The 23967-nt window shown below is 44.6% G+C and carries 27 protein-coding genes; 16 read left to right on the top strand and 11 right to left on the bottom strand.

Annotation, left to right across the window (positions count from 1 at the left end; genetic code table 11):
- The first annotated feature begins 9 nt into the window (after nt 1–9).
- The 4 genes from folC (at nt 10) to purF (ending at nt 3984) form a co-directional block, all read left to right on the top strand.
- On the top strand, nt 10–1272 hold the full coding sequence (folC, locus tag LIX84_RS07155) for a bifunctional tetrahydrofolate synthase/dihydrofolate synthase (RefSeq protein WP_226420990.1): 1263 nt from the start codon (nt 10–12) through the stop codon (nt 1270–1272).
- A gap of 14 nt (nt 1273–1286) precedes the next feature.
- Nucleotides 1287–1880, top strand: a complete 594-nt coding sequence (locus LIX84_RS07150) for an SPOR domain-containing protein (protein WP_226420989.1) — start codon at nt 1287–1289, stop codon at nt 1878–1880.
- 61 nt (nt 1881–1941) lie between these two features.
- Entirely contained in the window at nt 1942–2433 is a 492-nt protein-coding gene (locus tag LIX84_RS07145) for a CvpA family protein (protein ID WP_005380590.1), read from the top strand.
- Nucleotides 2434–2469: 36 nt separating this feature from the next.
- Nucleotides 2470–3984 (top strand): amidophosphoribosyltransferase, encoded by a 1515-nt coding sequence (purF, locus tag LIX84_RS07140; protein WP_005397209.1) that lies wholly within the window; start codon nt 2470–2472, stop codon nt 3982–3984.
- Nucleotides 3985–4051: 67 nt separating this feature from the next.
- Here the strand turns inward: purF and LIX84_RS07135 are convergent, their stop codons facing one another.
- Nucleotides 4052–4927: a LysR family transcriptional regulator gene (locus LIX84_RS07135; protein ID WP_005397211.1), complete on the bottom strand. Its 876-nt coding sequence runs from the start codon at nt 4925–4927 to the stop codon at nt 4052–4054.
- A gap of 288 nt (nt 4928–5215) precedes the next feature.
- Here LIX84_RS07135 and LIX84_RS07130 point away from each other — a divergent pair, with 288 nt between their 5' ends.
- From LIX84_RS07130 to recR, 7 genes are all read left to right on the top strand, one after another.
- The gene (locus tag LIX84_RS07130; RefSeq protein ID WP_005397213.1) at nt 5216–6322 is read left to right on the top strand and encodes a response regulator; all 1107 of its coding nucleotides are present in this window, start codon (nt 5216–5218) and stop codon (nt 6320–6322) included.
- A gap of 224 nt (nt 6323–6546) precedes the next feature.
- Nucleotides 6547–6678, top strand: coding sequence for a hypothetical protein (locus tag LIX84_RS23475; RefSeq protein ID WP_005380608.1), 132 nt, complete (start codon nt 6547–6549; stop codon nt 6676–6678).
- Nucleotides 6679–6711: 33 nt separating this feature from the next.
- The gene (locus LIX84_RS07125) at nt 6712–7098 is read left to right on the top strand and encodes a YbaN family protein (protein ID WP_185090735.1); all 387 of its coding nucleotides are present in this window, start codon (nt 6712–6714) and stop codon (nt 7096–7098) included.
- A gap of 162 nt (nt 7099–7260) precedes the next feature.
- On the top strand, nt 7261–7806 hold the full coding sequence (gene apt / locus LIX84_RS07120; protein WP_005380615.1) for an adenine phosphoribosyltransferase: 546 nt from the start codon (nt 7261–7263) through the stop codon (nt 7804–7806).
- An 8-nt stretch (nt 7807–7814) separates the two neighbouring features.
- Nucleotides 7815–9905 (top strand): DNA polymerase III subunit gamma/tau, encoded by a 2091-nt coding sequence (dnaX, locus tag LIX84_RS07115; RefSeq protein WP_226420988.1) that lies wholly within the window; start codon nt 7815–7817, stop codon nt 9903–9905.
- Between the two features lie 82 nt (nt 9906–9987).
- On the top strand, nt 9988–10317 hold the full coding sequence (locus LIX84_RS07110) for a YbaB/EbfC family nucleoid-associated protein (protein WP_005380618.1): 330 nt from the start codon (nt 9988–9990) through the stop codon (nt 10315–10317).
- 30 nt (nt 10318–10347) lie between these two features.
- Nucleotides 10348–10947, top strand: coding sequence for a recombination mediator RecR (recR, locus tag LIX84_RS07105; RefSeq protein ID WP_031780610.1), 600 nt, complete (start codon nt 10348–10350; stop codon nt 10945–10947).
- 51 nt (nt 10948–10998) lie between these two features.
- Here the strand turns inward: recR and aqpZ are convergent, their stop codons facing one another.
- Together aqpZ and LIX84_RS07095 are read right to left on the bottom strand one after the other, a co-directional pair.
- Complete coding sequence (aqpZ, locus tag LIX84_RS07100; protein WP_226420987.1) at nt 10999–11697, bottom strand: aquaporin Z; 699 nt, start codon at nt 11695–11697, stop codon at nt 10999–11001.
- 206 nt (nt 11698–11903) lie between these two features.
- Nucleotides 11904–13163: an amino acid permease gene (locus LIX84_RS07095; RefSeq protein WP_031780611.1), complete on the bottom strand. Its 1260-nt coding sequence runs from the start codon at nt 13161–13163 to the stop codon at nt 11904–11906.
- Nucleotides 13164–13480: 317 nt separating this feature from the next.
- Between LIX84_RS07095 and LIX84_RS07090 the strand changes: the two genes are divergently transcribed.
- The 3 genes from LIX84_RS07090 to LIX84_RS07080 are packed head-to-tail and all read left to right on the top strand — an operon-like array spanning nt 13481 to nt 15842.
- Nucleotides 13481–13861, top strand: a complete 381-nt coding sequence (locus LIX84_RS07090) for a RidA family protein (protein WP_226420986.1) — start codon at nt 13481–13483, stop codon at nt 13859–13861.
- Nucleotides 13862–13876: 15 nt separating this feature from the next.
- A complete protein-coding gene (locus tag LIX84_RS07085; RefSeq protein ID WP_006741736.1) occupies nt 13877–15154 on the top strand; it encodes an L-cysteine desulfidase family protein in 1278 nt (425 codons plus the stop codon).
- Nucleotides 15155–15182: 28 nt separating this feature from the next.
- Entirely contained in the window at nt 15183–15842 is a 660-nt protein-coding gene (locus LIX84_RS07080) for a helix-turn-helix transcriptional regulator (RefSeq protein ID WP_005397228.1), read from the top strand.
- An 18-nt stretch (nt 15843–15860) separates the two neighbouring features.
- On the opposite strand, the gene LIX84_RS07075 is transcribed toward LIX84_RS07080, so the two are convergent.
- Entirely contained in the window at nt 15861–16109 is a 249-nt protein-coding gene (locus LIX84_RS07075; RefSeq protein ID WP_025574470.1) for a YkgJ family cysteine cluster protein, read from the bottom strand.
- A gap of 127 nt (nt 16110–16236) precedes the next feature.
- Entirely contained in the window at nt 16237–16485 is a 249-nt protein-coding gene (locus LIX84_RS07070) for a GlsB/YeaQ/YmgE family stress response membrane protein (protein ID WP_005397239.1), read from the bottom strand.
- A gap of 187 nt (nt 16486–16672) precedes the next feature.
- On the opposite strand from LIX84_RS07070, the gene LIX84_RS07065 reads away from it, so the two are divergent.
- Nucleotides 16673–17113 carry a YcgN family cysteine cluster protein gene (locus LIX84_RS07065; RefSeq protein ID WP_226420985.1) on the top strand — a complete coding sequence of 147 codons (441 nt, stop codon included), beginning with the start codon at nt 16673–16675 and terminating at the stop codon, nt 17111–17113.
- Nucleotides 17114–17384: 271 nt separating this feature from the next.
- Nucleotides 17385–18983: a mechanosensitive ion channel domain-containing protein gene (locus LIX84_RS07060; protein WP_443083698.1), complete on the top strand. Its 1599-nt coding sequence runs from the start codon at nt 17385–17387 to the stop codon at nt 18981–18983.
- A 69-nt stretch (nt 18984–19052) separates the two neighbouring features.
- Here LIX84_RS07060 and LIX84_RS07055 read toward each other — a convergent pair whose 3' ends face one another.
- The 6 genes from LIX84_RS07055 to LIX84_RS07030 all read right to left on the bottom strand — a co-directional run bounded on the left by LIX84_RS07055 (nt 19053) and on the right by LIX84_RS07030 (nt 23871).
- Nucleotides 19053–19337 (bottom strand): putative quinol monooxygenase, encoded by a 285-nt coding sequence (locus LIX84_RS07055; RefSeq protein ID WP_065645039.1) that lies wholly within the window; start codon nt 19335–19337, stop codon nt 19053–19055.
- Between the two features lie 17 nt (nt 19338–19354).
- Complete coding sequence (locus tag LIX84_RS07050) at nt 19355–19750, bottom strand: VOC family protein (RefSeq protein ID WP_182034122.1); 396 nt, start codon at nt 19748–19750, stop codon at nt 19355–19357.
- 151 nt (nt 19751–19901) lie between these two features.
- Complete coding sequence (locus tag LIX84_RS07045) at nt 19902–20201, bottom strand: ribbon-helix-helix domain-containing protein (protein WP_031780613.1); 300 nt, start codon at nt 20199–20201, stop codon at nt 19902–19904.
- Nucleotides 20202–20337: 136 nt separating this feature from the next.
- Nucleotides 20338–21915: an alkaline phosphatase gene (locus LIX84_RS07040; RefSeq protein WP_226420983.1), complete on the bottom strand. Its 1578-nt coding sequence runs from the start codon at nt 21913–21915 to the stop codon at nt 20338–20340.
- Nucleotides 21916–22312: 397 nt separating this feature from the next.
- Nucleotides 22313–22672, bottom strand: coding sequence for a hypothetical protein (locus LIX84_RS07035; protein WP_047010122.1), 360 nt, complete (start codon nt 22670–22672; stop codon nt 22313–22315).
- 251 nt (nt 22673–22923) lie between these two features.
- Entirely contained in the window at nt 22924–23871 is a 948-nt protein-coding gene (locus LIX84_RS07030; RefSeq protein ID WP_199804079.1) for a ChaN family lipoprotein, read from the bottom strand.
- Between the last annotated feature and the right edge of the window lie 96 nt (nt 23872–23967).

The following is a 23967-nucleotide window of genomic DNA, read 5'->3' as shown; positions in this document are numbered from 1 at the left end:
TAAAGTTAGATGACCCAAAACCCAATTCCTCAAGCCACATCTTCATTAGAGATGTGGCTTGATTATTTAGCAAATATTCATTCCTCAGCAATTGATCTAGGCTTAGACCGTGTCCAAGCGGTAGCAAACAAAGCCAATCTTACCAAACCAGCTCCAACCGTAATCACTGTTGCCGGCACCAATGGCAAAGGCTCAACGTGTGCGTTAATGGAAGCTATTTTACTCGATGCTGGCTATTCAGTCGGTGTTTACAGCTCTCCGCACCTGATTCGTTACAACGAGCGTGTACGCATTAATGGCGTCGACGTTGTAGATGCAAAGCACTGTGAAGCATTCGACTATGTAGAAAAGCAGCGTGGTGATATTAGTCTTAGCCTCTTTGAATTCGGTACGCTTGCTGCGCTACGTATTTTCCAAGTAGAGAAAGTCGACGTTGTGTTGCTTGAAGTAGGACTTGGCGGCCGTCTAGATGCCACCAACGTTGTTGACCATGATGTTTCTGTTATTACGAGCTTAGCTATCGATCATGTGGATTGGCTTGGTGATGACATCAATGTCATTGGTTTTGAAAAGGCAGGCATTTACCGTTCAGGGAAGCCAGCAATTTGTGGTCAACCAACGCCACCGGCGACCGTGGCGGCTCATGCTGACGATATTGGCTCTGAGTTCTTCCAAGTTGGTATTCAGTATTATTACCAACTAACTAATAATGGTTGGAAGTGGAGCAGTGGTGCATTTGCGTTAGAGGATTTACCTGTCCCATCGTTACCGCTACAAAACGCGGCAACAGCATTGATGGCGTTGGGAGCATCGGAATTGCAAATCACTGACATAAACATTGTCAATGGCTTGAATAATGCTCGCCTGGCAGGGCGTATGCAGATATTGCATCATGAGCCGGAGATAATCCTTGATGTCGCGCACAACCCGCACTCTGCTGAGTATTTGGTAGAGAAAGTGAAGCAACAATATCTGGGTAAGAATATCCATATTGTGGTTGCAATGCTGCATGACAAAGACATTAAAGCAACCATTGAAGCGCTAACTCCAATTGCAACACAATGGTATCCAGCGTCGCTAACCGGACCGAGAGCGGCGACTGCTGGAGAGTTGTGCCAATACTTACCTGATGGGCAAGTTCATTTTGAAAACCCTGTTGACGCCTTTGAGAATGCAAGAAGCCACGCAAAGCAAGAAGACGTCATTCTGGTGGTTGGTTCATTCCATACTGTCGGAGAGGTATTGGAACATTGGCAATCAAAGAATAAATAAGCAAAGGTATTTTGATGGCAAGTAAATTCCAAAGTCGTTTAGTCGGCACCATCATTCTAGTCGCAGTCGGAGTGATTGTTCTTCCCGATGTGCTAGATGGTAAGAAACTGCACTATAAAGAAGAATTTGCCAGTATTCCTATCAAACCTGAACTTGATAGTGATGTGGAAAACTTCGAAATATTAGAGCCAGTGGAAGACGATATAGCGTTACCGGACTCTCCAGTTGAAGCGGTGGTGCAGGAGCAAGAGGACGCTCAAGTGGCTGCTTCTGAGCACGACCCAACGCCGACGCCTAAACCAGAGGTCATCAAACAGCCAGAGCAAGTTGAGGTGGCCACTCGTCCTGTGCAAGAAAAAAATCAATATGAAGATTCTGCTTGGATCATTCAGTTGATGGCGCTTAAGAATCACGAAAATGCGGTCGCGCTTGTCGCTGATTTGCAAAAGCGTGGCTATCAAGCTCATACAAAGAAAGAAAACGAGTTTACGAGAGTGATTGTTGGTCCTGATGTGTCAAAAAGTAAACTTGAACGACAAGTCAAGGAATTACAAAAAATTACAGGCTCAAAAGGTCAATTGCTTAAATTTAAGCCATTAAATCCATAAGAAAACGTTTGCGTCAGCATTTTTTCTGTTAAAATGCGCGCCAACTTAAGATGAAGAAAACATGAATTGGATAGATTTTATCATTTTAGGTGTGATCGGATTTTCAGCTCTGATCAGTTTAGTTCGCGGTTTTGCTAAAGAAGCTTTGTCTTTGGTGATTTGGTTTGGAGCGTTTTTTATCTCCAGCAACTACTACGCCAAATTGGCGGTGTACTTCACCAACATCGAAGATGACATGTTTCGTAACGGAGCGGCGATTGCGGCTTTATTTGTCGCGACCTTGGTAGTTGGTGCAGTGGTGAATTACGTCATTGGTCAACTGGTACAAAAAACAGGGCTATCAGGTACGGATCGAATTCTTGGGATTGTATTTGGTGGTCTACGCGGAGTCTTAATTGTTTCTGCGGTGCTGTTTTTTATGGATGCGTTTACTGCATTCCCAAGCTCGGATTGGTGGAAAGATTCACAGTTGATCCCTGAGTTCAGCCGTATCATCGCCCCATTCTTCGAGCATTTACAAGCAACATCAAGTTTTCTGTCTGGCACTATCTAGTAGTGCCAGCTACTGTCGCAAATCGAGGATTAGGACATGTGTGGTATTGTTGGAATCGTGGGCACAACGCCTGTAAACCAGTCTATTTATGACGCGTTAACGGTGTTACAGCATCGTGGCCAAGATGCCGCTGGTATTTGTACCATAGAAAGCAATCGTTTTCGTCTGCGCAAGGCGAACGGTTTAGTCAAGGATGTATTTGAAGCAAGGCATATGCAGCGCCTGCAAGGCGAGGTCGGAATTGGTCATGTTCGTTACCCAACAGCAGGCAGCTCAAGCGCTTCAGAAGCTCAACCTTTCTACGTAAACTCTCCTTTCGGTATTACACTTGCCCACAATGGCAACTTGACCAACGCTAACGAAGTTCGTCAAAAGCTGTTTGAAAAAGATCGCCGTCATATCAATACCACTTCAGACTCCGAAGTATTACTAAATGTACTGGCACACGAAATTGACTCAGTAAAAGGAAATGTCACGACAGAAGACGTATTCCGCGCAGTCACCAATGTGCATCGCACAATTCGTGGTGCTTACGCTGTGACTGCCATGATTATCGGTCATGGTATGATTGCGTTTCGTGACCCACACGGTATTCGCCCTCTATGTTTAGGTAAGCGTGAAGTTAATGGCAGAGCGGAGTACATGGTTGCGTCTGAATCGGTAGCATTGGATGCCGTCGGTTTTGATTTTGTTCGTGATGTTGCACCTGGTGAGGCGATCTACGCAACGTTTGACGGTGAACTGTACACGAAGCAGTGTGCAGACAATCCTAAGCTGAACCCTTGTATTTTTGAGTTCGTGTATTTTGCTCGTCCAGACTCGTTCATCGATAAAATTTCGGTATACAGTGCTCGCGTTGAAATGGGTAAAAAGTTAGGCGAACGTATTCGTGAAGACTACGCAAATCTTGATATTGATGTCGTTATTCCTATCCCTGAAACATCGTGCGATATCGCACTTCAAATCGCTCAAGCGATCGATATCCCTTACCGCCAAGGCTTCGTGAAAAACCGTTACGTGGGGCGTACGTTTATCATGCCTGGTCAGCAACAACGTAAGAAATCTGTACGTCGCAAGTTGAATGCAATTCGTTCGGAGTTCAAAGATAAGAATGTGTTGCTGGTGGATGACTCTATCGTTCGTGGTACTACGTCAGAACAAATCATCGAAATGGCACGTGATTCTGGTGCGAAGAAAGTGTACATGGTATCAGCAGCACCAGAAGTTCGATTCCCGAACGTGTACGGCATTGATATGCCAAGTGCTACCGAGCTCATTGCTCATGGCCGTGACAACGATACAATTTGTAAGCAGATTGGTGCTGATGCATTGATTTATCAACGTCTAGAAGACTTGGTTGAGGCAGTCGGTCTTGGAAACCAAGATATTACTCAGTTCGATACATCCGTGTTTAACGGCGAATACGTAACGGGTGATATTGACCAACAATACCTAGACTTCTTAGATGGTCTTCGTAACGATGATGCGAAAACACAACTTGAAATCCAACAGGATTTAGCAAACCTAGAGCTGCATAACGAAGGCGCATAATAGGCGTTTTCTTGAGGCGTAAAAAAAACCAGAGCTCCGGCTCTGGTTTTTTGTATTCGCTATCGAATTAGTGAATGTTGTAAGCGATCACAAAGTCGATAAAGAGACGAACTTTCTCTGGCAGGTGATCTTTGTGGTTGTAAAGCATATAAATGTCGCGCGGGTTTGCACTCCAATCTGGCAGTATGCGTACCAAATCGCCGCTTTCGATGTATTCTTTGATCATGACATCTGGCATTAGCGTGATGCCTAAACCTTCGGAACAAGCACTGCGTACTACATTTAGTGCATTCGCCTGAAAGCGACCACGATCAACGTTTACTACAGACTCGCCTTTGCTATTAATTAAGGTCCACTTGATAAGAGGGTAGCCTTTTAGCAATGAATGGTTAGAGAGCTCTTCTGCGTGGTTTGGTGCCGGATTCGAGGCAAGGTAGTCAGGACTTGCGACAAGAATATCCTTCACTTCGCCAATCTTGCGTGCGATCAGGCTAGAATCACGTTGGGGCCCCACTCGAAAAATGACATCCCATTCAGTAGGGTCAAGCTTGTCTGCATTATTTTCTGTCGTTAGTTCGATATTGATGTCCGGATACTGCTTCATAAAGCTGTTGAACATCGGCATCATCATGCGCTTAGTTAAGTTATAAGGCGCCGATATCTTAATCTTGCCTGATGCTCCTCGGCAGTCGTCAGTGATTTCCTCTGCTGCCGTGGTTAGCCTTTGTAGCAAAGGGGAGCACTCATGGTAAAAACGTTCCCCGGCTTCTGTAAGCGAGAGTTTGCGAGCGTGACGGTTCAATAGTCGAAGATTGACAGAGTCTTCTAGCGCTTGAATGCGTCGGGTGATGGTCGCAACCGGGATCATGGTTTTTCGCGAAGTTGCGGTGTAGCTCCCATTTTCGACAACCAGTCGAAACAGGTTTAAGTCATCTAATTTCATATTTCCAGACACATTAAATTACCGATTACGGCTAATTTATAATTAACTTTGTGATCAAAGCTTGCTTTAAGTCAACATGTTGCATCATTTGAACACAGCAACCCTGTTTGAGTAAATACTGTTATACCCCGTAATATTTGTATAAACGCCGTTTTCAAGCTACGTTTTATAACAAGGTGGAACGGCCTCAAGTCTTGCTGCGCAACGTTTCGCCGGATGTAAACACAACAAAAATAATGACTTAATAATAAATCTGTTTTTTGACTTAGCTTTGTGAGGTGTAAAGGTATGTTTAAGACTCACAGTCAAACGGCAATGGTCTCGGCACAGGAAGTGGTTAATCAAAAACTAATTATGTTGGTGGATGATGATCCAATATTTCGTAAAGTAACCAATGCTTATTTAGAAAGTCAGGGTTTTAAAGTAGTAGAAGCTGAAAACGGCCTAGAGGCGCTTCAACAACTCAGGGAATGCCAACCCGATCTTATCTTGTGTGATTTATCGATGCCGGTATTAGATGGCATTGAATTCGTCGAAGAAGTCAGTCTTGAATATCCATACTTGCCGCTTATCGTGGTGTCCGGCACGGATGAAATGTCCGATGTCGCGAAAGCGTTGCGATTTGGTATTAAAGATTTTCTTCCTAAACCGATAGGTAATTATGAGCACCTATCTCAGGCGATAGACAATACGCTTGAAGATACCGATAGCCATTTCTCAGAACAGCGAGACTTTTCAAGTCAGTGGTTCCGAGTCGATGACGGTGGCGAAATCCCAGATGAGCAAGAGCTTCACTGGCATCTAGAGTATTTGCAGCAGAACCCGAGTGCTGCAAGAGATTTACTGCATGCTCTATTGCCAGAGAAAGATGCTTCTCAAGGTGATTGGCGCTGCTCATACCGTTTATTGCAATCGACGGACGTTATGCCACTGGTGTTCGATTATCGTTGGTTAATGAATGGGCAATTTGCGTTCTATCTCGTTGACTCTGCTTCCCAGAGTAATGATGGTGTCGCGACGACATTGCTTGTTAGGGCTTTGTTTGACGATTACCTGCGTAATTTGAAGAGTTTCAGTGCTGATCTGAAGGATATGGTAGGGATCATTGAAAAAGGAATCGAGTGTTCAGAGTGCGCTGGTGCGGTTAATGCTGTATTTGGTGTCGCTGATCTGGCTTCGTCCTCCGTTTCTATCCTGCCTGCGGGTTTAGATAGTCATTGGTCTGACGGAAATACTAATCAACATATCGCGGCAGGTAACTGTTTAGGGGCAGGAAGTATGAAAAACTTCATAACCCGAGATTTACCGCTAGGTGTTGCTGGTCAGTTATCCATCGGTTGTTTAGGTTCTTCAAGTTTTAGCTTAAATATTGCCCGGAAATCACGACTGGTATAATTCTGACTTCATAACACAATAAGCAGCGTCTTGGCGCTGCTTATTGTCTTTTTAGAACCACAAAAAACAACAAATGCTCGAACAATAACCTTACTTTTTGCTGGTGTTTAGATTTGGCTGTTTAAGGTATAGTCAACGCCTAAAACAATAATGACCCATTTGTGCAACGATAATTTAACGCTGTGCCTTGGGAGAAGCAAAGTCAACTAGTGAGAAGATACATCATGGCAGACAAAGATTTTAAAGAGCCTTATAATATTTTTTACTTTTTAGGTTTCATTGCAGTACTTTTAATTCCAACACTACCTGCAACGCTAACCTGGCTTCGTGTAATGAATGGTTACGCAGGCTTTTAATCTAGCTATTTTGTACCGGAGTTCACCATTCGTATTAAGCGTTACTTTTTCAATACCGTTGGTGGACTCTGTATTGTGCTCGGCATTGCCGGCATAGCCCTTCCGCTTTTACCCACCACTCCTTTCATTCTACTTGCTAGTGCATGTTTTATGCGTGGTAGCCCCGCATTTCATCATTGGCTACATAACCACAAAACGTTTGGGCCGATTCTCGATAATTGGCATAAGCACCGGGCTGTTACTTCAAAAGTAAAGCAGCGTGGCGCCATTTTTATTGCACTTAGTTTCATTGTTTCAATCGTTGTTGTTCCCCTTGTTTGGGTGAAAATTGGTCTTTTAGTGATGCTAATCGTTTTACTCGGCTGGTTTATGCGTCTGCCTGTGATTGAGTTGGTTGCTGACAGAGAAGAAAATCACTAAGATTGTAGAGAATAGTGTGCCCGCTCTTCGAGTGGGCGTTTGTATTTTCAGCGCCTGTGACTGTTACGAAAATAAGCACATAGTGGTGAAAACCTATTGTTCGTTGCCCTCGTGATACTGCGATTAGAGAGGGCGATGAGCCAATCTAAGTAAATCGGTATTATGACTACAGAAACAATTTCACTGATCAAATCTAGCATCAAAAGCATCCAAGACTACCCAAAGCCAGGCATTCTATTTCGTGATGTGACGAGCCTTCTTGAAGACGCAAAAGCATACCAAGCAACGATCAACTTACTTGTTGAACGTTACAAAGATATGGGCTTTACCAAGGTTGTGGGTACGGAAGCTCGTGGCTTTTTATTTGGTGCGCCTTTAGCGCTTGAGCTAGGTGTTGGTTTTGTACCAGTGCGTAAACCAGGCAAGCTACCACGTCCTACTGTTGCTCAATCTTATGAGCTTGAATACGGCGTTGATACACTAGAAATCCATACAGATGCCATCGTTGAAGGCGACAAAGTACTGGTTGTCGACGATTTATTGGCAACGGGCGGTACTATTGAAGCGACGACTAAGCTGATTCGCCAACTGGGCGGTGAAGTTGAGCACGCTGCGTTCGTTATCAACCTACCAGAAATCGGTGGTGATAAACGTTTAGAAGCACTAGGTCTAAACGTATACAGCATTTGCGATTTTGAAGGACATTAATACATTCAATGAGTTATTTAGCTTTAGCGCGAAAATGGCGTCCTAATCAGTTTGACCAAGTTGTCGGACAAAAACATGTCCTGACGGCGTTGGAAAACGCACTGGCGCAAAACCGTTTACACCATGCTTATCTGTTCAGCGGGACTCGTGGTGTGGGTAAAACGAGTATCGGTAGGTTGTTTGCCAAAGGCTTGAACTGCGAAACCGGTATTACCGCGACACCTTGTGGTAAGTGCGATACTTGTCGTGAAATTGATGAAGGTCGCTTTGTCGATCTTCTTGAAATCGATGCGGCATCACGTACTAAAGTTGAAGACACTCGCGAACTGTTAGACAACGTTCAATACAAACCTGCTCGTGGACGGTTTAAAGTGTACCTCATCGATGAGGTACACATGCTATCGCGTCACTCTTTCAATGCGTTGTTGAAAACCCTGGAAGAGCCGCCAGAGTATGTGAAGTTCTTACTCGCGACAACCGATCCACAAAAGCTGCCAGTTACTATATTGTCGCGTTGTCTACAGTTCCATCTCAAACCAATCAGCGTTGATGATATTCACCAGCAACTTGATTATATCCTGGGTCAAGAGCAAGTTTCAGCACAGCCAAAAGCGCTGGGTATGATTTCACATGCTGCAGATGGCAGTATGCGTGATGCTCTCAGCTTGACTGACCAAGCAATTGCATTAGGTAACGGTGCGGTGCAAGCCGATATTGTCAGCCACATGTTGGGGACGATTGATACCGACCAAGCGATTCACTTACTGGAGTCAATCAGCAGCAAGAAACCTCAACAAGCCATGGATAAAATCCAACAATTAGCGGCAAATGGTGTTGAGTGGGATGGTTTGTTGCAGCAAGTCGCAACACAGTTACACCGAATTGCGATGTATCAAGCGTTGCCCGCGTCGTTAGACCGAGCACAACCAGATGCAGAGAAAATAGAGCTGTTGAGTAAAGCTCTAAGCCCGCAAGACGTTCAGCTTTACTATCAAATTGCATTGAAAGGTCGTGAAGATTTGACCCTCTCGCCAAATGGGCGAGTCGGTTTGGAAATGATTGTGCTGCGTATGATGGCGTTCCGCCCATCAAATAACAGTGGGGCAAATGTTGTTTCCAGTAACTGCGAACCAGCTTTAGCCCCAGTTCAAAGTGCCAGTCAGCCAAAGACTGCACCAGCTCCTCGAACTCAGCAGCCGAATCCAGCACAAAGCACACCACAAGTGGCGCCTCAACCTTCATCCAATTCACAACCTGAGTATCACGCGAGTGGATATGAGACGGTTCCGCCACAGTATGATATGGCGCCGCCGATGAGCGAAAACCCAGCGCCGCAGCATGAAACGCCACCTCAACAAGTGCAAGAAAGCGTTTCAACACCGGCGCGCGGTGGTCTAAGCGGTTTGCGTCATCAATTACGTTCTCAGCGTCAAGGCCTACAACAAAACACTCCTCAAAATGGTGGCTCAAAAAAGCCTAAAGCGGCATCTGCACAACCAGAATCGGTTATCGACCGAGTAGCGCAATTGCATGGCAATTCCGCGCAGGTGTCGCCAAACTCAGCTCCGAAGTCGACGGAGCCACAAGTTGAGGAAGCGTATCGCTGGCGTCCAAGCAAGCCTGTTGAGACAAAAGTGAATACAAAACTGACACCTACGCAGCTCAAGCAGGCACTTGAGCATGAGAAAACGCCTGAAATGGCACAAAAGCTCATCGATGAATCGTTAGAACATAATGAATGGGCGAAGCTAATCAGCTTAATGGAGATCCCTAAGCTGGTAGAGCAACTTGCGCTAAACTCTCATTATAGTAAGGAAGGAACAACCGTTTCGTTACTATTGAGAAGCAGCCAAGCTCATTTGAATACTGATAGAGCTCAAGCCGAATTGCTTAAAGCACTTAATACCGTGTTAGGTGAAGAGTGCCACATGAGCATCGAAATAGGGGAGAGTGGAGAAACACCACTTGAACTGAGAGATAGGCTCTACCAAGAGAAATTACAGCAAGCGCTGAACAGTTTAGAAAACGATCCAAATGTTCAATTTATTGAACGTCGTTTTGCTGCAGAGCTTGATAAAGATAGTGTGCGCCCTATCTAATAATCGAATGGAATGGGGTTGAAAACCCAAAGGTATAACCCCATTAATTGATGCAACACCTCATTAAACCAGAGAGATAAACATGTTTGGTAAAGGCGGTATGGGCAACCTAATGAAGCAAGCCCAGCAAATGCAAGATCGCATGCAAAAGCTTCAAGAAGAAATCGCGAATATGGAAGTAACTGGCGAGTCTGGTGCTGGCTTAGTTAAAGTTACTATCACTGGTAGTCACAGCGTACGTCGTGTTGACATCGATGAAAGTTTGATGGAAGACGACAAAGAAATGCTTGAAGATTTGATCGCTGCGGCGTTCAACGATGCGGCCCGTCGTGTTGAAGAAACTCAAAAAGAGAAAATGGCTTCTGTAACTGGCGGTATGCAACTACCACCAGGTATGAAAATGCCATTCTAATCTGCTGATATTTAATTAAGCGGACTTTTAATGCGTACCAGTCATATGCTGGAGCAATTGATGGAGGCCTTACGTTGTCTACCTGGGGTTGGCCCCAAGTCAGCGCAGCGTATGGCCTTTCATTTGTTACAGCGCGATAGAAAAGGCGGTTTGCAACTTGCAGATGCGCTTAGCCAGGCAATGACAGAAATCGGTCATTGTACTGAGTGTCGAACCTTCACCGAAGAAGAAGTCTGTCATATTTGTACTAACCCAAAACGCCAAGAAAATGGTCAAATTTGTGTGGTAGAAAGCCCGGCAGACATTGCTGCAGTCGAAGCAACGGGCCAGTATTCTGGTCGATACTTTGTTCTTATGGGACATTTGTCACCACTAGACGGTATTGGTCCAAGTGATATTGGACTGGATGTGCTTGATTACCGCTTACGTCGCGGTGATATAGCCGAAGTGATTTTAGCAACAAACCCGACGGTTGAAGGCGAAGCTACTGCACATTACATCGCAGAGCTATGTAAAGAACACCAAGTTGATGCCAGCCGCATCGCGCATGGTGTGCCTGTCGGTGGAGAGCTTGAGCTTGTCGATGGCACGACGTTGTCACACTCGCTGTTAGGTCGACACAGAATTTAATAAAAAGCCGCTGAATTCAGCGGCTTTTTTGATCTTGTGAGTTGGGAACGATTAATCGTTCGATTCTTTACCAAGAAGATTTTTGTAGATAACTGCACCAAGTACGCCACCCAAAATAGGCGCAACCCAGAACAGCCATAATTGAGAAACTGCCCAGTCGCCCACATATATCGCGACTGCTGTACTACGAGCCGGGTTTACTGAGGTATTTGTGACAGGAATGCTTATCAGGTGAATAAGAGTCAGACACAAACCAATCGCAATAGGTGCAAAACCTTGAGGTGCACGTTTGTCTGTCGCCCCCATGATTACGATAAGGAACATCATCGTCATTACAACTTCAGAAACTAGCGCAGCAAGCATGGAGTACTGACCCGGCGAGTGTTCACCATAACCATTGGCGGCAAAGCCAGAACCCACAACATCGAATCCAGCTTGTCCTGTCGCGATGACATAAAGAATGCCACCAGCGATCAGCCCGCCGAGCACTTGTGCGATGATGTAAGGCGCAACGTCTTTTGTATCAAAACGACCGCCAGCCCAAAGGCCAACTGTCACTGCAGGGTTCAAATGGCAACCTGAAATATGACCGATTGCAAATGCCATGGTTAAAACGGTTAAACCAAAGGCCAGAGCGACACCCAGCAGACCAATACCAACGTCTGGAAAGCCTGCAGCCAACACTGCGCTACCGCAACCGCCTAATACTAGCCAGAACGTACCAAAAGCCTCTGCTAAATACTTGTTCATGTTATTTCCTAATTTCTACTTAAATGACCCGCTGAACATAGTCGAGAATTGTCAATTAAGTGTGAGGGAGATCGGGTAAAGACTGCAAATAGGACGGTATGTGGCAAGAGTTCTCAAGGATGAGAGAAAAGCAAGGAGAGGAGAGGTTGAATCTTAAGGTTGCCTTGGCCATCACTACCTGAGTAACAGCCAAGGCAAAGTAGGTTTTAGCTAAATGCGACGAAAGGTGATACGCACAACAAAATACCAGTCGCAATAATCAAGTAAAGCGACGCGCCTTTGTATTTGTGTAAAGAAGGCACTTGGTAGACAAGGTAAGCTGGAATCAAACAGCCAATCAAACCAAAGATAGGGCTACATACTGATGTGAAGCTCAGAACTGGTAGATTCAATACAATTGCACCCCACGCCATGAGAATCGCAAAGAGAATGATTCCCTTGGTGACTAAGTCTTTATTGATCTTATCTTCAGGCATGACCTTTTTTAGAGCCAGCATCGCTAGACCTTGGCAAGAATCGCGGAAACCTAAGTACACGCCAAAAAACGCAGTCATTACTGAGAAAATATTCAGCATCAAACTCATTAGTTTTAGCGTCGTGCCGTCCATACCTTGCGCAACCATCGCAAGAGCAGAGATGTTCTCTTCTGCTGCTTTAACCGCTTGTTCATGTGACATCGCAAGCGTAAAGGAAATCGCGTAGAAGAAGACGGTCACAAACAAGATACCGAAAGCAATTTTCATTGCGCGCATGGCTTTAAAGCGAGCAACCTCAATCGATTTTTCTTTTGATCGGTATGAGATCACCATTGGGCTCAAACTTTGAATGAAGAGAATAGACGTTAGAGTAAACGGCAGTAGCTCAATTGCATCTTTCAAACCAGCGCCTGTTTCTGGAATCGCACCGACATTCGCTACATCCCATTTTTCGATCATCATGACTCCAAGTAATGCAACAGTACAAAGTTTGATCAGCACAAGACCAGTACTGACCTTAAATAAAATCTTTTCACCACGAGATGCAATAGCGACCAGCGCGCACACTAAAGCCAGACCATATAGCGGGTTTTCAGACAATAAACCTTCCGTGATGCCAAAGCTATGTAAGAAAGATGCCGAGTCATTGTTGATAGCTGTTGAGTAAACAAAGACCCAAATCACCAACATAATGAAGTAGAGCACACCTAATAACGCCCCCCATTTGTTACCAAGGTAGCCGGAAATGACGCCAGCGTAATCTTGGCACTTTGGAGAACTTGAGAGAGTGTTGATGAAAAGGCGTTGGAATAAGTACATCGCTGGGTAGCCGATCACGGCAGAGGCCAAGAATACCCAAAGGCCCAATACGCCTACTTTTACTGGTAAAAAGACAATACCGGCACCGATTGCCATGCCGATACTCATGATCACCCATCCCCAGTCTGTGCTATCAAACTTGATCGCGGCTTTCCACTCGTCTAGGGCCATGCCTGCTTTTACGTGCGGTGGCTCTTTACCGATGGGTAAGGTTTGTGTAGGTGCTGTCACGCTCATTTTATTGTTTCTCTTGTTAGTATGAATTTTTCTCAAATTTAATTGAGAAAATGTATATCACCAATTTTTTTGTGGAAAATTCAGATAAATTTGAGATCTTGGCGAAGAAGTTCAAATAAATTGGAGTTTTTAACGAATTTTGTGATCTGATCTAGTTGTTTGATTCATATTTAATTGAAAAAATAACGCTAATACGGAAGTTAAATTAGAAACTTCTTAATAAAAAATAAAATTTATGTGAGGATTTGAAAATGAAAAAATTGGTTTCATCTGAACACGCGCCTGCTGCTATCGGACCTTATTCACATGGCACTAGCTATGGCGATTTGATTTTTACTTCTGGCCAATTACCCGTTGATAAGGCAACAGGAAAAGTAGTTGAAGGCGGCATCAGTGCACAAAGTCATCAATCTCTTACTAACTTGAAGCACGTTTTAGAGGCTGGTGGTGGCAGTATCGATACTGTTTTAAAAACAACGTGTTACCTATCGAATATTAATGACTTTGCCGAGTTTAACAAGGTCTACGCAGAGTTTTTCCAACAAGATTGTCCGGCACGCAGTTGCTTCGCAGTGAAAGATTTGCCTCTTGGCGTGTTAATTGAAGTCGAAGCGATTGCTCATAAAAAGTAATACGGAGAACAGAGCATGAACCAGCAATGGACACAATATATCCAAATAATTAAGCAAGTTGTGAAACCTGCATTAGGATGTACAGAACCCATTGCTGCTGCGTACGCGGCAGCAGTTGCTAGAAAAGAGTTAGGCACATCCGATATTGATGCGATAGAGGTGCGTGTTTCAGACAACCTATTTAAAAACTCGATGGGTGTTTTCGTACCCGGAACGGGCAAGATAGGCCTCAAAATTGCCGCCTCAGTTGGTGCATTAGCCGGTGACCCAACAGCAGAACTGGAAGTGTTGGCTCGGATTAATGAGCAGGATGTCGCTGCTGCGCAACAATTGATAGATGAAGAGCGGGTAACTGTAGCGCGCATGGATACGCAAGAATTCATTTATTGCAGCGTAACGCTCACTTCTGGTGACGATGTTGTTTCGGTTACGATCAGTGGCGGTCACACCAACATTATCCAGATCACGCGCAATGGCGACGTGATTTTTGATGCTCCACCACAGCAACGCGTTGCAACCGCTTCCGTTTGTGAAGGTGTGGATATTTCGATCAAACAAATCTATGAGTTTGCCACTCAAGCGCCTTTTGAAGAGATCAAATTTATTCTCCAAGCTGCAGAGCTTAATACCTTGCTGGCTCAAGAGGGTATCGACCGAGGTTACGGCCTAGAAATTGGACGCACGCTAAAAGGCAACATCGAGCAAGGCTTATTGGGCAATGACTTAATGAGTCGTATACAGATGATGACATCCGCGGCGTCTGATGCTCGCATGGGAGGGGCGACGTTGCCAGCCATGAGCAATTTCGGCAGTGGGAACCAAGGTATTGCCGCTACAATGCCAGTTGTAGTTGCCGCAGAAGCATTTCAAAACGACGAAGAACAGCTGGCTCGCGCGTTGATCATGAGTCATTTAGGGGCTATTTACATCAAATCTTATTACCCACCGTTATCCGCATTTTGTGGCAACACTGTTACCAGTGCGGCGGCATCTATGGCGCTGGTGTATTTAGCTGGTGGTACATTCGAGCAATCATGCTACGCCATTCAAAACGTCATCAGCGACAGTTCAGGCATGGTGTGCGATGGTGCGAAGTCCTCTTGTGCGATGAAAGTGTGTACTTCATCGACAACGGCGGTGCGCTCATATTTGATGGCGATGGGTAACCACAGTGTTAAGAATCAAGGTATAGTAGGCGAAGAAGTTGAGCAAACGATAAGAAATGTTGGCTCAATGGTTCGTTTCGGTATGCCGTATACTGACAAATCTATTATCGATATTATGTCGGCCTAACCTCCAGTTTTTGCTAAGGGAAGTAACATTGCTACTAAAGAAACTCACCAAGAGTGATCTCGATATTTTGAACTCTATGAAAAACGTCGTGGATGGCATTGCACGTATGTATGGTGAACACACTGAAGTGGTTCTCCACAGCTTAGATGCCGAAGCGCCGGAAATCATCAAAATCGCAAATGGGCACGTGACGGAACGCAGTGAAGGTGCCCCAATTACCAACTTAGCGAGAATGAAGTTAAGAGAGGGCAAGGACGTTTCTGATTCGTACTTGACGAAAACGTCGAACGGAAAGACCTTGCACTCCATTACGACCATTGTCAGAAATCCAAAAAACAAACCGATTGGTTTGCTGTGTATCAACGTGGATATGGATGCACCGATGCAGGCGTTTTTAAAGGCAATGCTGCCTCAGCAACACACCGAGTGTTGTGTTGGTGGTGCTCGCTCACCAGAAACGTTTGCGCGTAATATCGATGAAACCATCATCAGCACGATAGAAACCGTGCAAACAGAAGTGTGGGAAAATGAAGCCATTGCGCCTTCTAAACGTAACCGTGAACTGGTGACGCGACTGCACGGCTTAGGCATTTTTAAATACAAAGATGCTGTTTTAATGGTTGCAAACCATCTTGGTATTTCGCGCGATACCATCTACTTGTATTTGCGAGAGCTTGGTAACGACTAAACGGGGGCTCTGAATAGATTAAGTAAGTTGCTCTAGCTCAGTGATGTTGTCGAGCGCTTCTTGGTTGGTTTTGCCACACACAACCGGACACGGTTTAAAATCGTGACAAACGTTAGGGCGCTCAGGCTTACCAAACAGCTTACACAAATTATCATCGTTGAGTTGTACGCAACGAACACCTGCTGGTTTGCCCTTGGGCATTCCAGGTATCGGTGAAGAGATACTTGGCGCAATACAGCAAGCTCCGCATCCTAGTCGACAATCCATAATGTAAACCTCTTAAAAATTGAGGGGGCAATTATGGTCATTTTGACGTGGATTGGAAGAGTCGCTTAAGAAAAAATAAAAAGGAGCACTCAATAGAGTGCTCCTTTTTGCTTTTAAACCGTTGTGATCATCTCAAGAAGCGATTGTAAACAAACAGCAGAATAAACGCGCCCAGCGTTGCGGTAATGATGCTGCCGATGTTTACACCTGTCGCGCCACCAAATCCAAGAATGCCGCCAAGGAAACCACCAACAAAGGCACCGGCAATCCCGAGCAACATGGTTGCGATCCAGCCTCCACCATCTTTTCCTGGCATCAACCATTTCGCTAAGGCCCCGGCGATCAAGCCCAAAATAATCCAAGAAATGATACCCATGAAAACTCCTTAATTCCTTCGTGATCAATGAAATAATGCGAACTTGTATAAGGATAGAACAGTTAATTGAAAATGGTTGAATATCGTATTAGATACTTGATGCCGATTGGAGATCGTCTCAAAACTTGAACTTTTGCGGCGAGAAGAGTATAAATCGGCCCCTAATTCCCTTGGTGAGACCTGAAGTATGAGCACTCCATTTTGGCAAAGTAAATCGTTAGAACACATGAGCGAAGAGGAATGGGAATCTCTTTGTGATGGGTGTGGCAAGTGTTGTCTGCACAAGCTAATGGATGAAGATACCGATGAAATCTACTACACCAATGTGGCGTGTAGCTGGCTGAACAGCAAAACATGTTCATGTAAGGACTACCCAAATCGCTTTACCTCTGGCGAAGAGTGCACCAAGCTGACACGCGAAGACATCGACGATTTCACTTGGTTACCGCACACGTGTGCTTACCGTCTGTTAGCTGAAAAACAGCCTTTACCAGAATGGCATCCGTTGATTACGGGCTCGAAATCTGCGATGCACGCGGCGGGCGAAAGTGTCCGCAATAAAGTGGTATACGAGATTGATGTGGTGGATTGGGAAGACCACATTCTGAATCACCCCAATCGCCCGTAGTTAAATTTACACAAGCCTTTCATCTAATAATGAAAGGCTTGTTTGTTATTGGGTTTCTCAACTTTGACGCCCAACTAACGAAATGCTGCTCAGTTTATTATTTAGTGTTGTAAACTTAGGTATATAATTTCAAGGCTTTACACTTCTATTCTTGGTCGTTTTGATCAGAACTGTTCCCTAAGAGGTAAACATGACGTTTCATTTCCCCCAGAAAATACGCCTGACATCTTGGGTGGCATTATTCGCGCTCATCCTCGGTATGATGGACCCGATGGTCATCAATGCGAAAGATATTCAGGATACGCCAGAGCCCTCTGCTGCCGAAACTTCTATTGATAACTTGAATCGAGAAATTGTGGATTTATCCCAAGGTCTCTCGCAAGCGAGTGGTGATGAGCGCGACGCGCTTCAACTACAGCTGTTCCAAAAAAATGAAGAGTTAAGAAGTCAGTTAGCATCAGCGATTGAACGTGAAACTATCCCTCGTGACAAATTGATCTCCTTGGTTAAAAAGCAGGAAAAATACTCTGAGGACGCCACGAACTATCTGTCGGAAAAAATAAAGAAAGTCGTTGAAGATTTAAATAAAGCCAAGGATGAAGAGAAACTTGCTCTTGTAAATGATTACCGAGAGTTACAGCATTACCTCGATGTCAGCTTCGATTCAAGTTGGCAAAACCTTGCTTGGCTGAAAGAGTTAGGGGCTCAAAATGAGCGCGCAGAAGCGGAACTAAAGGATAAAGTTGATAAACGCATGCGTTTGCTGTCTGCCTCAATTGAGTACTTGAGTCAGCAAAGTGAAATCATCGGCTCTCAACTTTCGTCAAGCCCTGAATCGGAAAAAGCGTCACTGCAGCTAAGTCAGCTTATTACTAAGCAAAGACTGAATATTGCGACGGAAAGCCTACGCAATTTAATTTCGATTGGCGATAAAGTCGGTTTAGAAACGTCCGAATACAAACGCCAAATTTTCGAAGTGACAGGGAATATCACCCACGATTTACTGAATACTAAAGTAGTGTGGTCAATACTGAGTCATTGGTCCAACTCGGCACTAGACTGGTTTGCCGAAAATGCGCCGCAGCACATTTTCCAGTTGTTTGTATTTGCGTTGATTTTATTGATCGCTCGTGGGCTTGCGAAGTTAACGCGCAAAGTGATCAGCAAGGCGGTTTCATCGAAAAACTTAAAGCTCTCACACTTGATGCAGGACTTCTTTATCTCAATGTCCGGCAAGTTCGTGTGGGTGATTGGTATCATGGTGGGCCTATCTCAGCTTGGATTGAACCTAGCACCGATCCTAACCGGTTTTGGTATTGCTGGTGTGATTATCGGCTTCGCCTTGCAAGACACCTTGTCTAACTTCGCGGCGGGTATGATGTTGCTTATTTACCGCCCATTTGATGTTGGTGACTTTGTGTATGCTGGTGGTGTGGATGGTAAGGTAAGCCATATGAGTTTGGTGAACACCACAATCCGTACGTTTGATAACCAAATTATTATTGTACCTAACAGTAAAATTTGGGGAGATGTGATTAAGAACGTCACACACGAGCGCATTCGCCGTGTGGATATGGTGTTTGGCATTGGTTATGCGGATGACTTGCTGAAAGCCGAGTCAGTGCTGTCTGATATCATTACTTCTCACCCTGCAGTACTTCGTACACCAGAGCCGATGATCAAAGTGCATACGTTAAACACATCATCTGTAGACTTTATTGTTCGTCCTTGGGTAAAAACTGATGATTATTGGGACGTGTATTGGGATGTGACAAAAGAAGTGAAACTGCGCTTTGACCGAGAAGGCATTTCGATTCCTTTCCCACAACAAGATGTGCATTTGCACATGGTAGAGAAGCAAGACGCGTAATCACAGCCACAACAGTACGAAAAGGCACTCTAGTAAAGAGTGCCTTTTTATTTGCATTAAGCGGTGTTTTTACAGTTCGTTAAAGAACGCCAATTTCGGTTCGCATTCTAACAAGTTGTCGATTTGGCTAATCAAAAGAGAAAAGTGTTCTGTTTTACCATGAAGATCGAACGCTTGTTGGTCTTTAAATTGCTCTTGAAAAACGAAGTGGCACGCATTGTCTTTATCTTGGAATAACTGATAACGAACACAACCTTCTTCATTGCGAGTGGGTTCAAGTGCTCGGGTGAGCACTGCTTTCAGTTCTTGTTCTTTTCCCGGTTGTGCGTGAAAGGTAGCAGTCAAGTGAATCATGATGTTTACTCTTTTTGTTATAGGTAACGCCCTTGGCGTTGTAAGAACTCAATTTTGTAACCATCAGGATCAGTCACAAAAAAGAACGTTGCCAAATGCTTTTGTTGGTGATCAAAAGCTTTGATGTCACCCGCTTCAATACCGAGAGATTTAATGCGTTTGTGAGTTTGTTCGATGTCCTCTACGCTGACAGCAAGGTGACCGTAGCCTGAGCCGTGAGTGTAAGGCACAGTTTGATCGTGATTGTGTGTCAACTCTAATTCAAAGCCAGTTTCTTCGTTGGCTAGATAGGTCAGAGAAAAACCATCAAAGATGTATTGGTCTTTGATTTCTAGCTCAAGTACGTCGCGGTAAAATTGTAGAGAACGGTCCAGATCGCTGACTCGGATCATGGTGTGAATCATTTTTGTCATGGGTACTCCTTGATAGTCCGCATAGGTTAGCGAGTTCAAAAGGAGTCTGGGTAGTACTCTAGTACGACAAATTAGAACATGCTCAATGGCTTACAACTCTGTTGCATAGCCTATGAGGGTTATTGGTAGGTTGGTCAGCGGTTGGTTGTTATTAAGTGTTTAGTTGTGTCAGTGCTTGACGAATCGTCTCTTTAGGTTGGCGAGCGTAAGTGAGACAGGCGCAGCGGAGTAGGGAGGCAAAGTTGTTTACTTCACCATTGTATTCGAGCGCTTCTTGATAGACCGTACTAATAAACTTAGGAACAGTCATGTTTTGAGCGTTAGCAATTTCCTCAAGAATCGTCCAAAAGCTCGCTTCAAGTTTTACACTTGTTGCGTGACCATCAATACGGATAGAGCGGGTGATGAACTGATAGTTGTCTTGGGGCTGCTTAGCAAATATTTCGCACATTTTCTTCATTCATATAATCAAAGACCTATAATTATTGAGGTTTATTGTTTAAAACGTCAACTATTTTCATGCATAAAAAAACGCTCCCTTACGAGAGCGTTTGAACATCACGAGTCGTGAAGTAAGTGCAAGCCGATTATTTGATTTGTTGCTTTAAGTACTCACCTAACTGAGAGTGGTGCATGATTTTTGATACCGGAAGGATAGTTTCTGCCGGCCCCCAAGCAAATACGTTGACTGGGGTATGCGTATGAGTACCCGTTCCCCATACTGTGTTTTGCTTTGTTGCATGCTCACGCGCTAGCAAGTTTCCACGGTCGTTGTAAGGAAAGAACGCATCAAAGTCATTGATTGTAGGAACGTTCTCTTCGCTTAAGTATTTGTGTCCAGCGAGTCGGTATGGATTTGGTTTACTTGCTAATACGCGTTCTGCTTGCTCAGGTGTAATCGAAAAAGCGCTATTTGCATTCACAATTTCTGCAAACTTCGTTGGTGTTTGAGCTTTCTTATCAAGCGCTTGGAATTCGCTGATCATACCGTAGTAGCTTTTCTTCTGGTTGTATAAACCATCGAGGATTTCGAACTGACCAAAGTTGAAGTTTGGCGCGTAATCTTGATTTTTGAATGCTTCGCCGTCGCGTTTTTGCGGTTTAGGCAAGTTTGCTGATGAGTAACTAAAGCCGAAAGAACCGGTCTCGTGGTCAGCGGTAACAATGATCAGTGTGTCATCACGGCCTTTTGCCCACTCATAAACCGAGTCTACCGCTTCGTCGAACTTGATCATTTCATGCAGCATCGTACCCGCATCGTTACTGTGGCCAGCCCAGTCAATTTGACCGCCTTCAACCATTAAGAAAAAGCCGTCTTTGTCTTTTGAAAGGATGTCGATTGCTTTGGTGGTCATTTCTTTCAGTGATGGCTGCGTACGTTTTGGATCGTTTTTGCTTTGACTGTAGGCAATACCATCGTTCATGCCCGAGTAAGCAAAAAGTCCAAGTAATTTGTCACCTTTAGCTTGTGTGAGCATATCGCGGCTGAAAGCCAGGTTGTAACCTTGGTCTTGCGCCTCAGTAAGCAAGTTGCGCTCATCTTTACGTTTCGACTTTAGGTAGACATTACCTTCAGTGAGCTTTTCAAGTTGCTCGTATGTCTCTCCCTTGTCGTTTGTCGACTTTGGAATCCAATGACGAAGTCCGCCAGACATCATCACGTCAACGCCAGTTTCTAGCATGTCCGCCGCAATACTGTTTTCTAGAGAACGGTGTGGTTGATGAGCGGCAAATGCGGCTGGCGTTGCATGAGTCATACGTGTATCAGAGACGAGACCCGTAGCCTTACCTTTGCTTTTGGATTTTTCCAAAATGGTTTCAACGTGGTTGCCTTGGCTATCAATACCAATGACTTCAGAAGCGGTAGGTATTCCTGTTGCTAGCATCGTTGCGGAGCACGCAGAGTCGACGACAATCGCGTCTTCTGGATTAGTCAGTGATGATCCAATCACACCTTCTTGAGCGAGTTTATACAAAGCGGTAGTTTCGCCTTGGTAAATCGAGTTAGGTGCGTGTTTGGCGTAGGTCTCTAGTAGACCAACTTGTTGAGGCCCCATGCCATCGCCGATCATCAAAATAACGTTTTTGATTTCGGCCGAGAGTGCATTAAAAGAGAGGGTTGATGCTGCCACTGCGGTAACGATTGGAGATACTAAGCGCTTCATTATATTTTCCTTGTTTATTAAAAGCGCTGGCATTAAAACAATGATTTATGACGATTTTGTGTCGGTAATAAAAGTTTAACTAAATTGTCGTCTTTGCTTGGGTTTGTAGAAAAAGTGAATCAACCTCTAACGTTTGTGAATTTAGAAAGAAGAAAGCCCACAAACGTGGGCTTGGATTACGCTTAGGAGTTGAAAGCATGGACTAAAGTTATCCATTCAGTGCCTTCACAAGAAACCTAGTTTAGGGAGCAATAAACGAGTATGCGTTTTAAGGTCATAAGAGCGGTCGAATTGAGGAGTATATAACCTACGTTTACGACATATCGTTCTTTGACGTATCAAATTATGGGCTGCAGTTAGTGATTTATTCAAATAGGATTTATTGTCGTAACGATTATTAGACCAACGCTAATATGATGCCACCGACAGTGAGGGCCGCAGAAAGGTATTGACCCGCAGAGTATGAGCCGTCTTCTTCTTCCTCGATTTTGTCAGGGTGATCCATGCCAAGTGCGCCATGTGTAAAGGACTCCACTTTTTCACCAACAGATTTATCTTCTGCTTCTACTCTCTTACTGTCGTGTTCGATTTGCTGCAGAGCGGCGAGGAGCGCTTTGCCCTCCGTGGACAGTGTCACCTTATTGTGTTCGACTTTTAGCGGCGAAGCGTTGCCTTCCTCTTGTGCAATACTTGTTTGCTTAGAGGCGACAGATTGTTTGGCATAGCTATTAACAGAAGTGCTTCCTACTGGATTCATCGAATACTCCTTGGAACATCGACACTCGTTCACTGAGTGCGGGTAAAAAGCAGTTATATTACTATCGGCGGCAAATTCTATTTCTGAAGCTATTTGGATAAAAACAGGTCTGCTTTTGCCGCTTCTGGTTTCTATTCGTGATCATTAGCAAAAAATAGACCAGCAGGAAGCAGACCGTTGTCACTCTATGAACTCGGAGCACTGTGATGATGCAACGCAACGACAAGGTAGTAACTTAAATTGGAGACCAGCTACTTACATTGAAGGTCGCTATTGCGCTTAGTGAGGTGTTGATATGCCGCCATGCGGTGAGCATCTTGTACATACCGTACTGGTGGTGCAAGAACCTCTAACTGATAGTCAGTATTATCGGCAAGCACGTTATCTGTTGGGCTAATTACAACCACTTTTAAGCTCGGATTGCGGCTTAAGATGGATGTAGCCGTACCTAACCCTTGCTCGGTATGAAACTTACCCGCGACATGAACAACCTGAGCACCTGGTTTGGCGTTTAGGTAGTTAACAATAGACTCTGCCATGGTTTCATCCCAAGTTACTTGAGCTGCAAACTGTTTCTCGGTTTGTTCTGGCTTCCCATGATGCATGGATGCCATAAACTTCTCTTTGTATGGACTACTGGCCGTGTTGATGGATTCTGCAATAAACGTTCGCTGCTCATCATCGAGCTTGTTAACGTAGTCTATCCCCTGACGACCAATACATCGGACAATGCCCTTTGGTGCATTCGCTGCAATCACCGGGAGATTTTTCTGCTTAGCAAACTCAACGAGAGGGCGATAGTCGCTCTCATAATTGGGCCAAGCATTGGCTTGTTTCATCAAGTACTGTTCACCGATTTCCCCACGCAGGTAAGCGTCAACAACAGGTTGTTTGTCGCGGGTAAATTGTTCCATTGATAACGCGAGTGGGCGGTCATAAGATGAAAGTTGTTTGAGCATATCGGTTTGAAAGCGATGAACGCCGGCATGTGTGTGCCATTCACCAATAAGAATAACATCTGCTTGTCGCAGCTCTTTTGGTAGTTTGCTTAGAGCGATGTGCTCGCCAGAAGGGGTGTAAAGTTGGTAGTCGTAAAAAGTAGTGACTTCCGCAGAGGTAGGGTGAGAGTTGGTTGATGGAACAGAAGAACAACCAGTAAGTAAGCCAGCAAAGAGTAAGCTTAAAATAGAAAAGCGCATTGAAAAGCCTCCAAAAATGTCCGGATGATATTAATGGAGGCTGAGCAATGAATCAATATAAATGATAACTATTTGCGTTTATTGACTGCCACTATT

This window comes from Vibrio sp. E14, from assembly GCF_020515785.1.
Classification (GTDB): Bacteria; Pseudomonadota; Gammaproteobacteria; order Enterobacterales; family Vibrionaceae; genus Vibrio; species Vibrio diabolicus.
The sequence above is the reverse complement of the archived record's forward strand: the minus strand, read 5'-3'. Positions and strand labels throughout refer to the sequence as shown.

Excerpts from the sequence above, each read along its gene's own strand:
- folC (WP_226420990.1), top strand. The coding sequence starts at position 10 with ATGACCCAAAACCCAATTCCTCAAGCCACATCTTCATTAGAGATGTGG.
- LIX84_RS07150 (WP_226420989.1), top strand. The coding sequence starts at position 1,287 with ATGGCAAGTAAATTCCAAAGTCGTTTAGTCGGCACCATCATTCTAGTC.
- LIX84_RS07145 (WP_005380590.1), top strand. The coding sequence starts at position 1,942 with ATGAATTGGATAGATTTTATCATTTTAGGTGTGATCGGATTTTCAGCT.
- purF (WP_005397209.1), top strand. The coding sequence starts at position 2,470 with ATGTGTGGTATTGTTGGAATCGTGGGCACAACGCCTGTAAACCAGTCT.
- LIX84_RS07135 (WP_005397211.1), bottom strand. The coding sequence starts at position 4,927 with ATGAAATTAGATGACTTAAACCTGTTTCGACTGGTTGTCGAAAATGGG.
- LIX84_RS07130 (WP_005397213.1), top strand. The coding sequence starts at position 5,216 with ATGTTTAAGACTCACAGTCAAACGGCAATGGTCTCGGCACAGGAAGTG.
- LIX84_RS23475 (WP_005380608.1), top strand. The coding sequence starts at position 6,547 with ATGGCAGACAAAGATTTTAAAGAGCCTTATAATATTTTTTACTTTTTA.
- apt (WP_005380615.1), top strand. The coding sequence starts at position 7,261 with ATGACTACAGAAACAATTTCACTGATCAAATCTAGCATCAAAAGCATC.
- dnaX (WP_226420988.1), top strand. The coding sequence starts at position 7,815 with ATGAGTTATTTAGCTTTAGCGCGAAAATGGCGTCCTAATCAGTTTGAC.
- LIX84_RS07110 (WP_005380618.1), top strand. The coding sequence starts at position 9,988 with ATGTTTGGTAAAGGCGGTATGGGCAACCTAATGAAGCAAGCCCAGCAA.
- recR (WP_031780610.1), top strand. The coding sequence starts at position 10,348 with ATGCGTACCAGTCATATGCTGGAGCAATTGATGGAGGCCTTACGTTGT.
- aqpZ (WP_226420987.1), bottom strand. The coding sequence starts at position 11,697 with ATGAACAAGTATTTAGCAGAGGCTTTTGGTACGTTCTGGCTAGTATTA.
- LIX84_RS07095 (WP_031780611.1), bottom strand. The coding sequence starts at position 13,163 with ATGGCCCTAGACGAGTGGAAAGCCGCGATCAAGTTTGATAGCACAGAC.
- LIX84_RS07090 (WP_226420986.1), top strand. The coding sequence starts at position 13,481 with ATGAAAAAATTGGTTTCATCTGAACACGCGCCTGCTGCTATCGGACCT.
- LIX84_RS07085 (WP_006741736.1), top strand. The coding sequence starts at position 13,877 with ATGAACCAGCAATGGACACAATATATCCAAATAATTAAGCAAGTTGTG.
- LIX84_RS07075 (WP_025574470.1), bottom strand. The coding sequence starts at position 16,109 with ATGGATTGTCGACTAGGATGCGGAGCTTGCTGTATTGCGCCAAGTATC.
- LIX84_RS07070 (WP_005397239.1), bottom strand. The coding sequence starts at position 16,485 with ATGGGTATCATTTCTTGGATTATTTTGGGCTTGATCGCCGGGGCCTTA.
- LIX84_RS07065 (WP_226420985.1), top strand. The coding sequence starts at position 16,673 with ATGAGCACTCCATTTTGGCAAAGTAAATCGTTAGAACACATGAGCGAA.
- LIX84_RS07060 (WP_443083698.1), top strand. The coding sequence starts at position 17,385 with ATGGTCATCAATGCGAAAGATATTCAGGATACGCCAGAGCCCTCTGCT.
- LIX84_RS07055 (WP_065645039.1), bottom strand. The coding sequence starts at position 19,337 with ATGATTCACTTGACTGCTACCTTTCACGCACAACCGGGAAAAGAACAA.
- LIX84_RS07050 (WP_182034122.1), bottom strand. The coding sequence starts at position 19,750 with ATGACAAAAATGATTCACACCATGATCCGAGTCAGCGATCTGGACCGT.
- LIX84_RS07045 (WP_031780613.1), bottom strand. The coding sequence starts at position 20,201 with ATGTGCGAAATATTTGCTAAGCAGCCCCAAGACAACTATCAGTTCATC.
- LIX84_RS07040 (WP_226420983.1), bottom strand. The coding sequence starts at position 21,915 with ATGAAGCGCTTAGTATCTCCAATCGTTACCGCAGTGGCAGCATCAACC.
- LIX84_RS07035 (WP_047010122.1), bottom strand. The coding sequence starts at position 22,672 with ATGAATCCAGTAGGAAGCACTTCTGTTAATAGCTATGCCAAACAATCT.
- LIX84_RS07030 (WP_199804079.1), bottom strand. The coding sequence starts at position 23,871 with ATGCGCTTTTCTATTTTAAGCTTACTCTTTGCTGGCTTACTTACTGGT.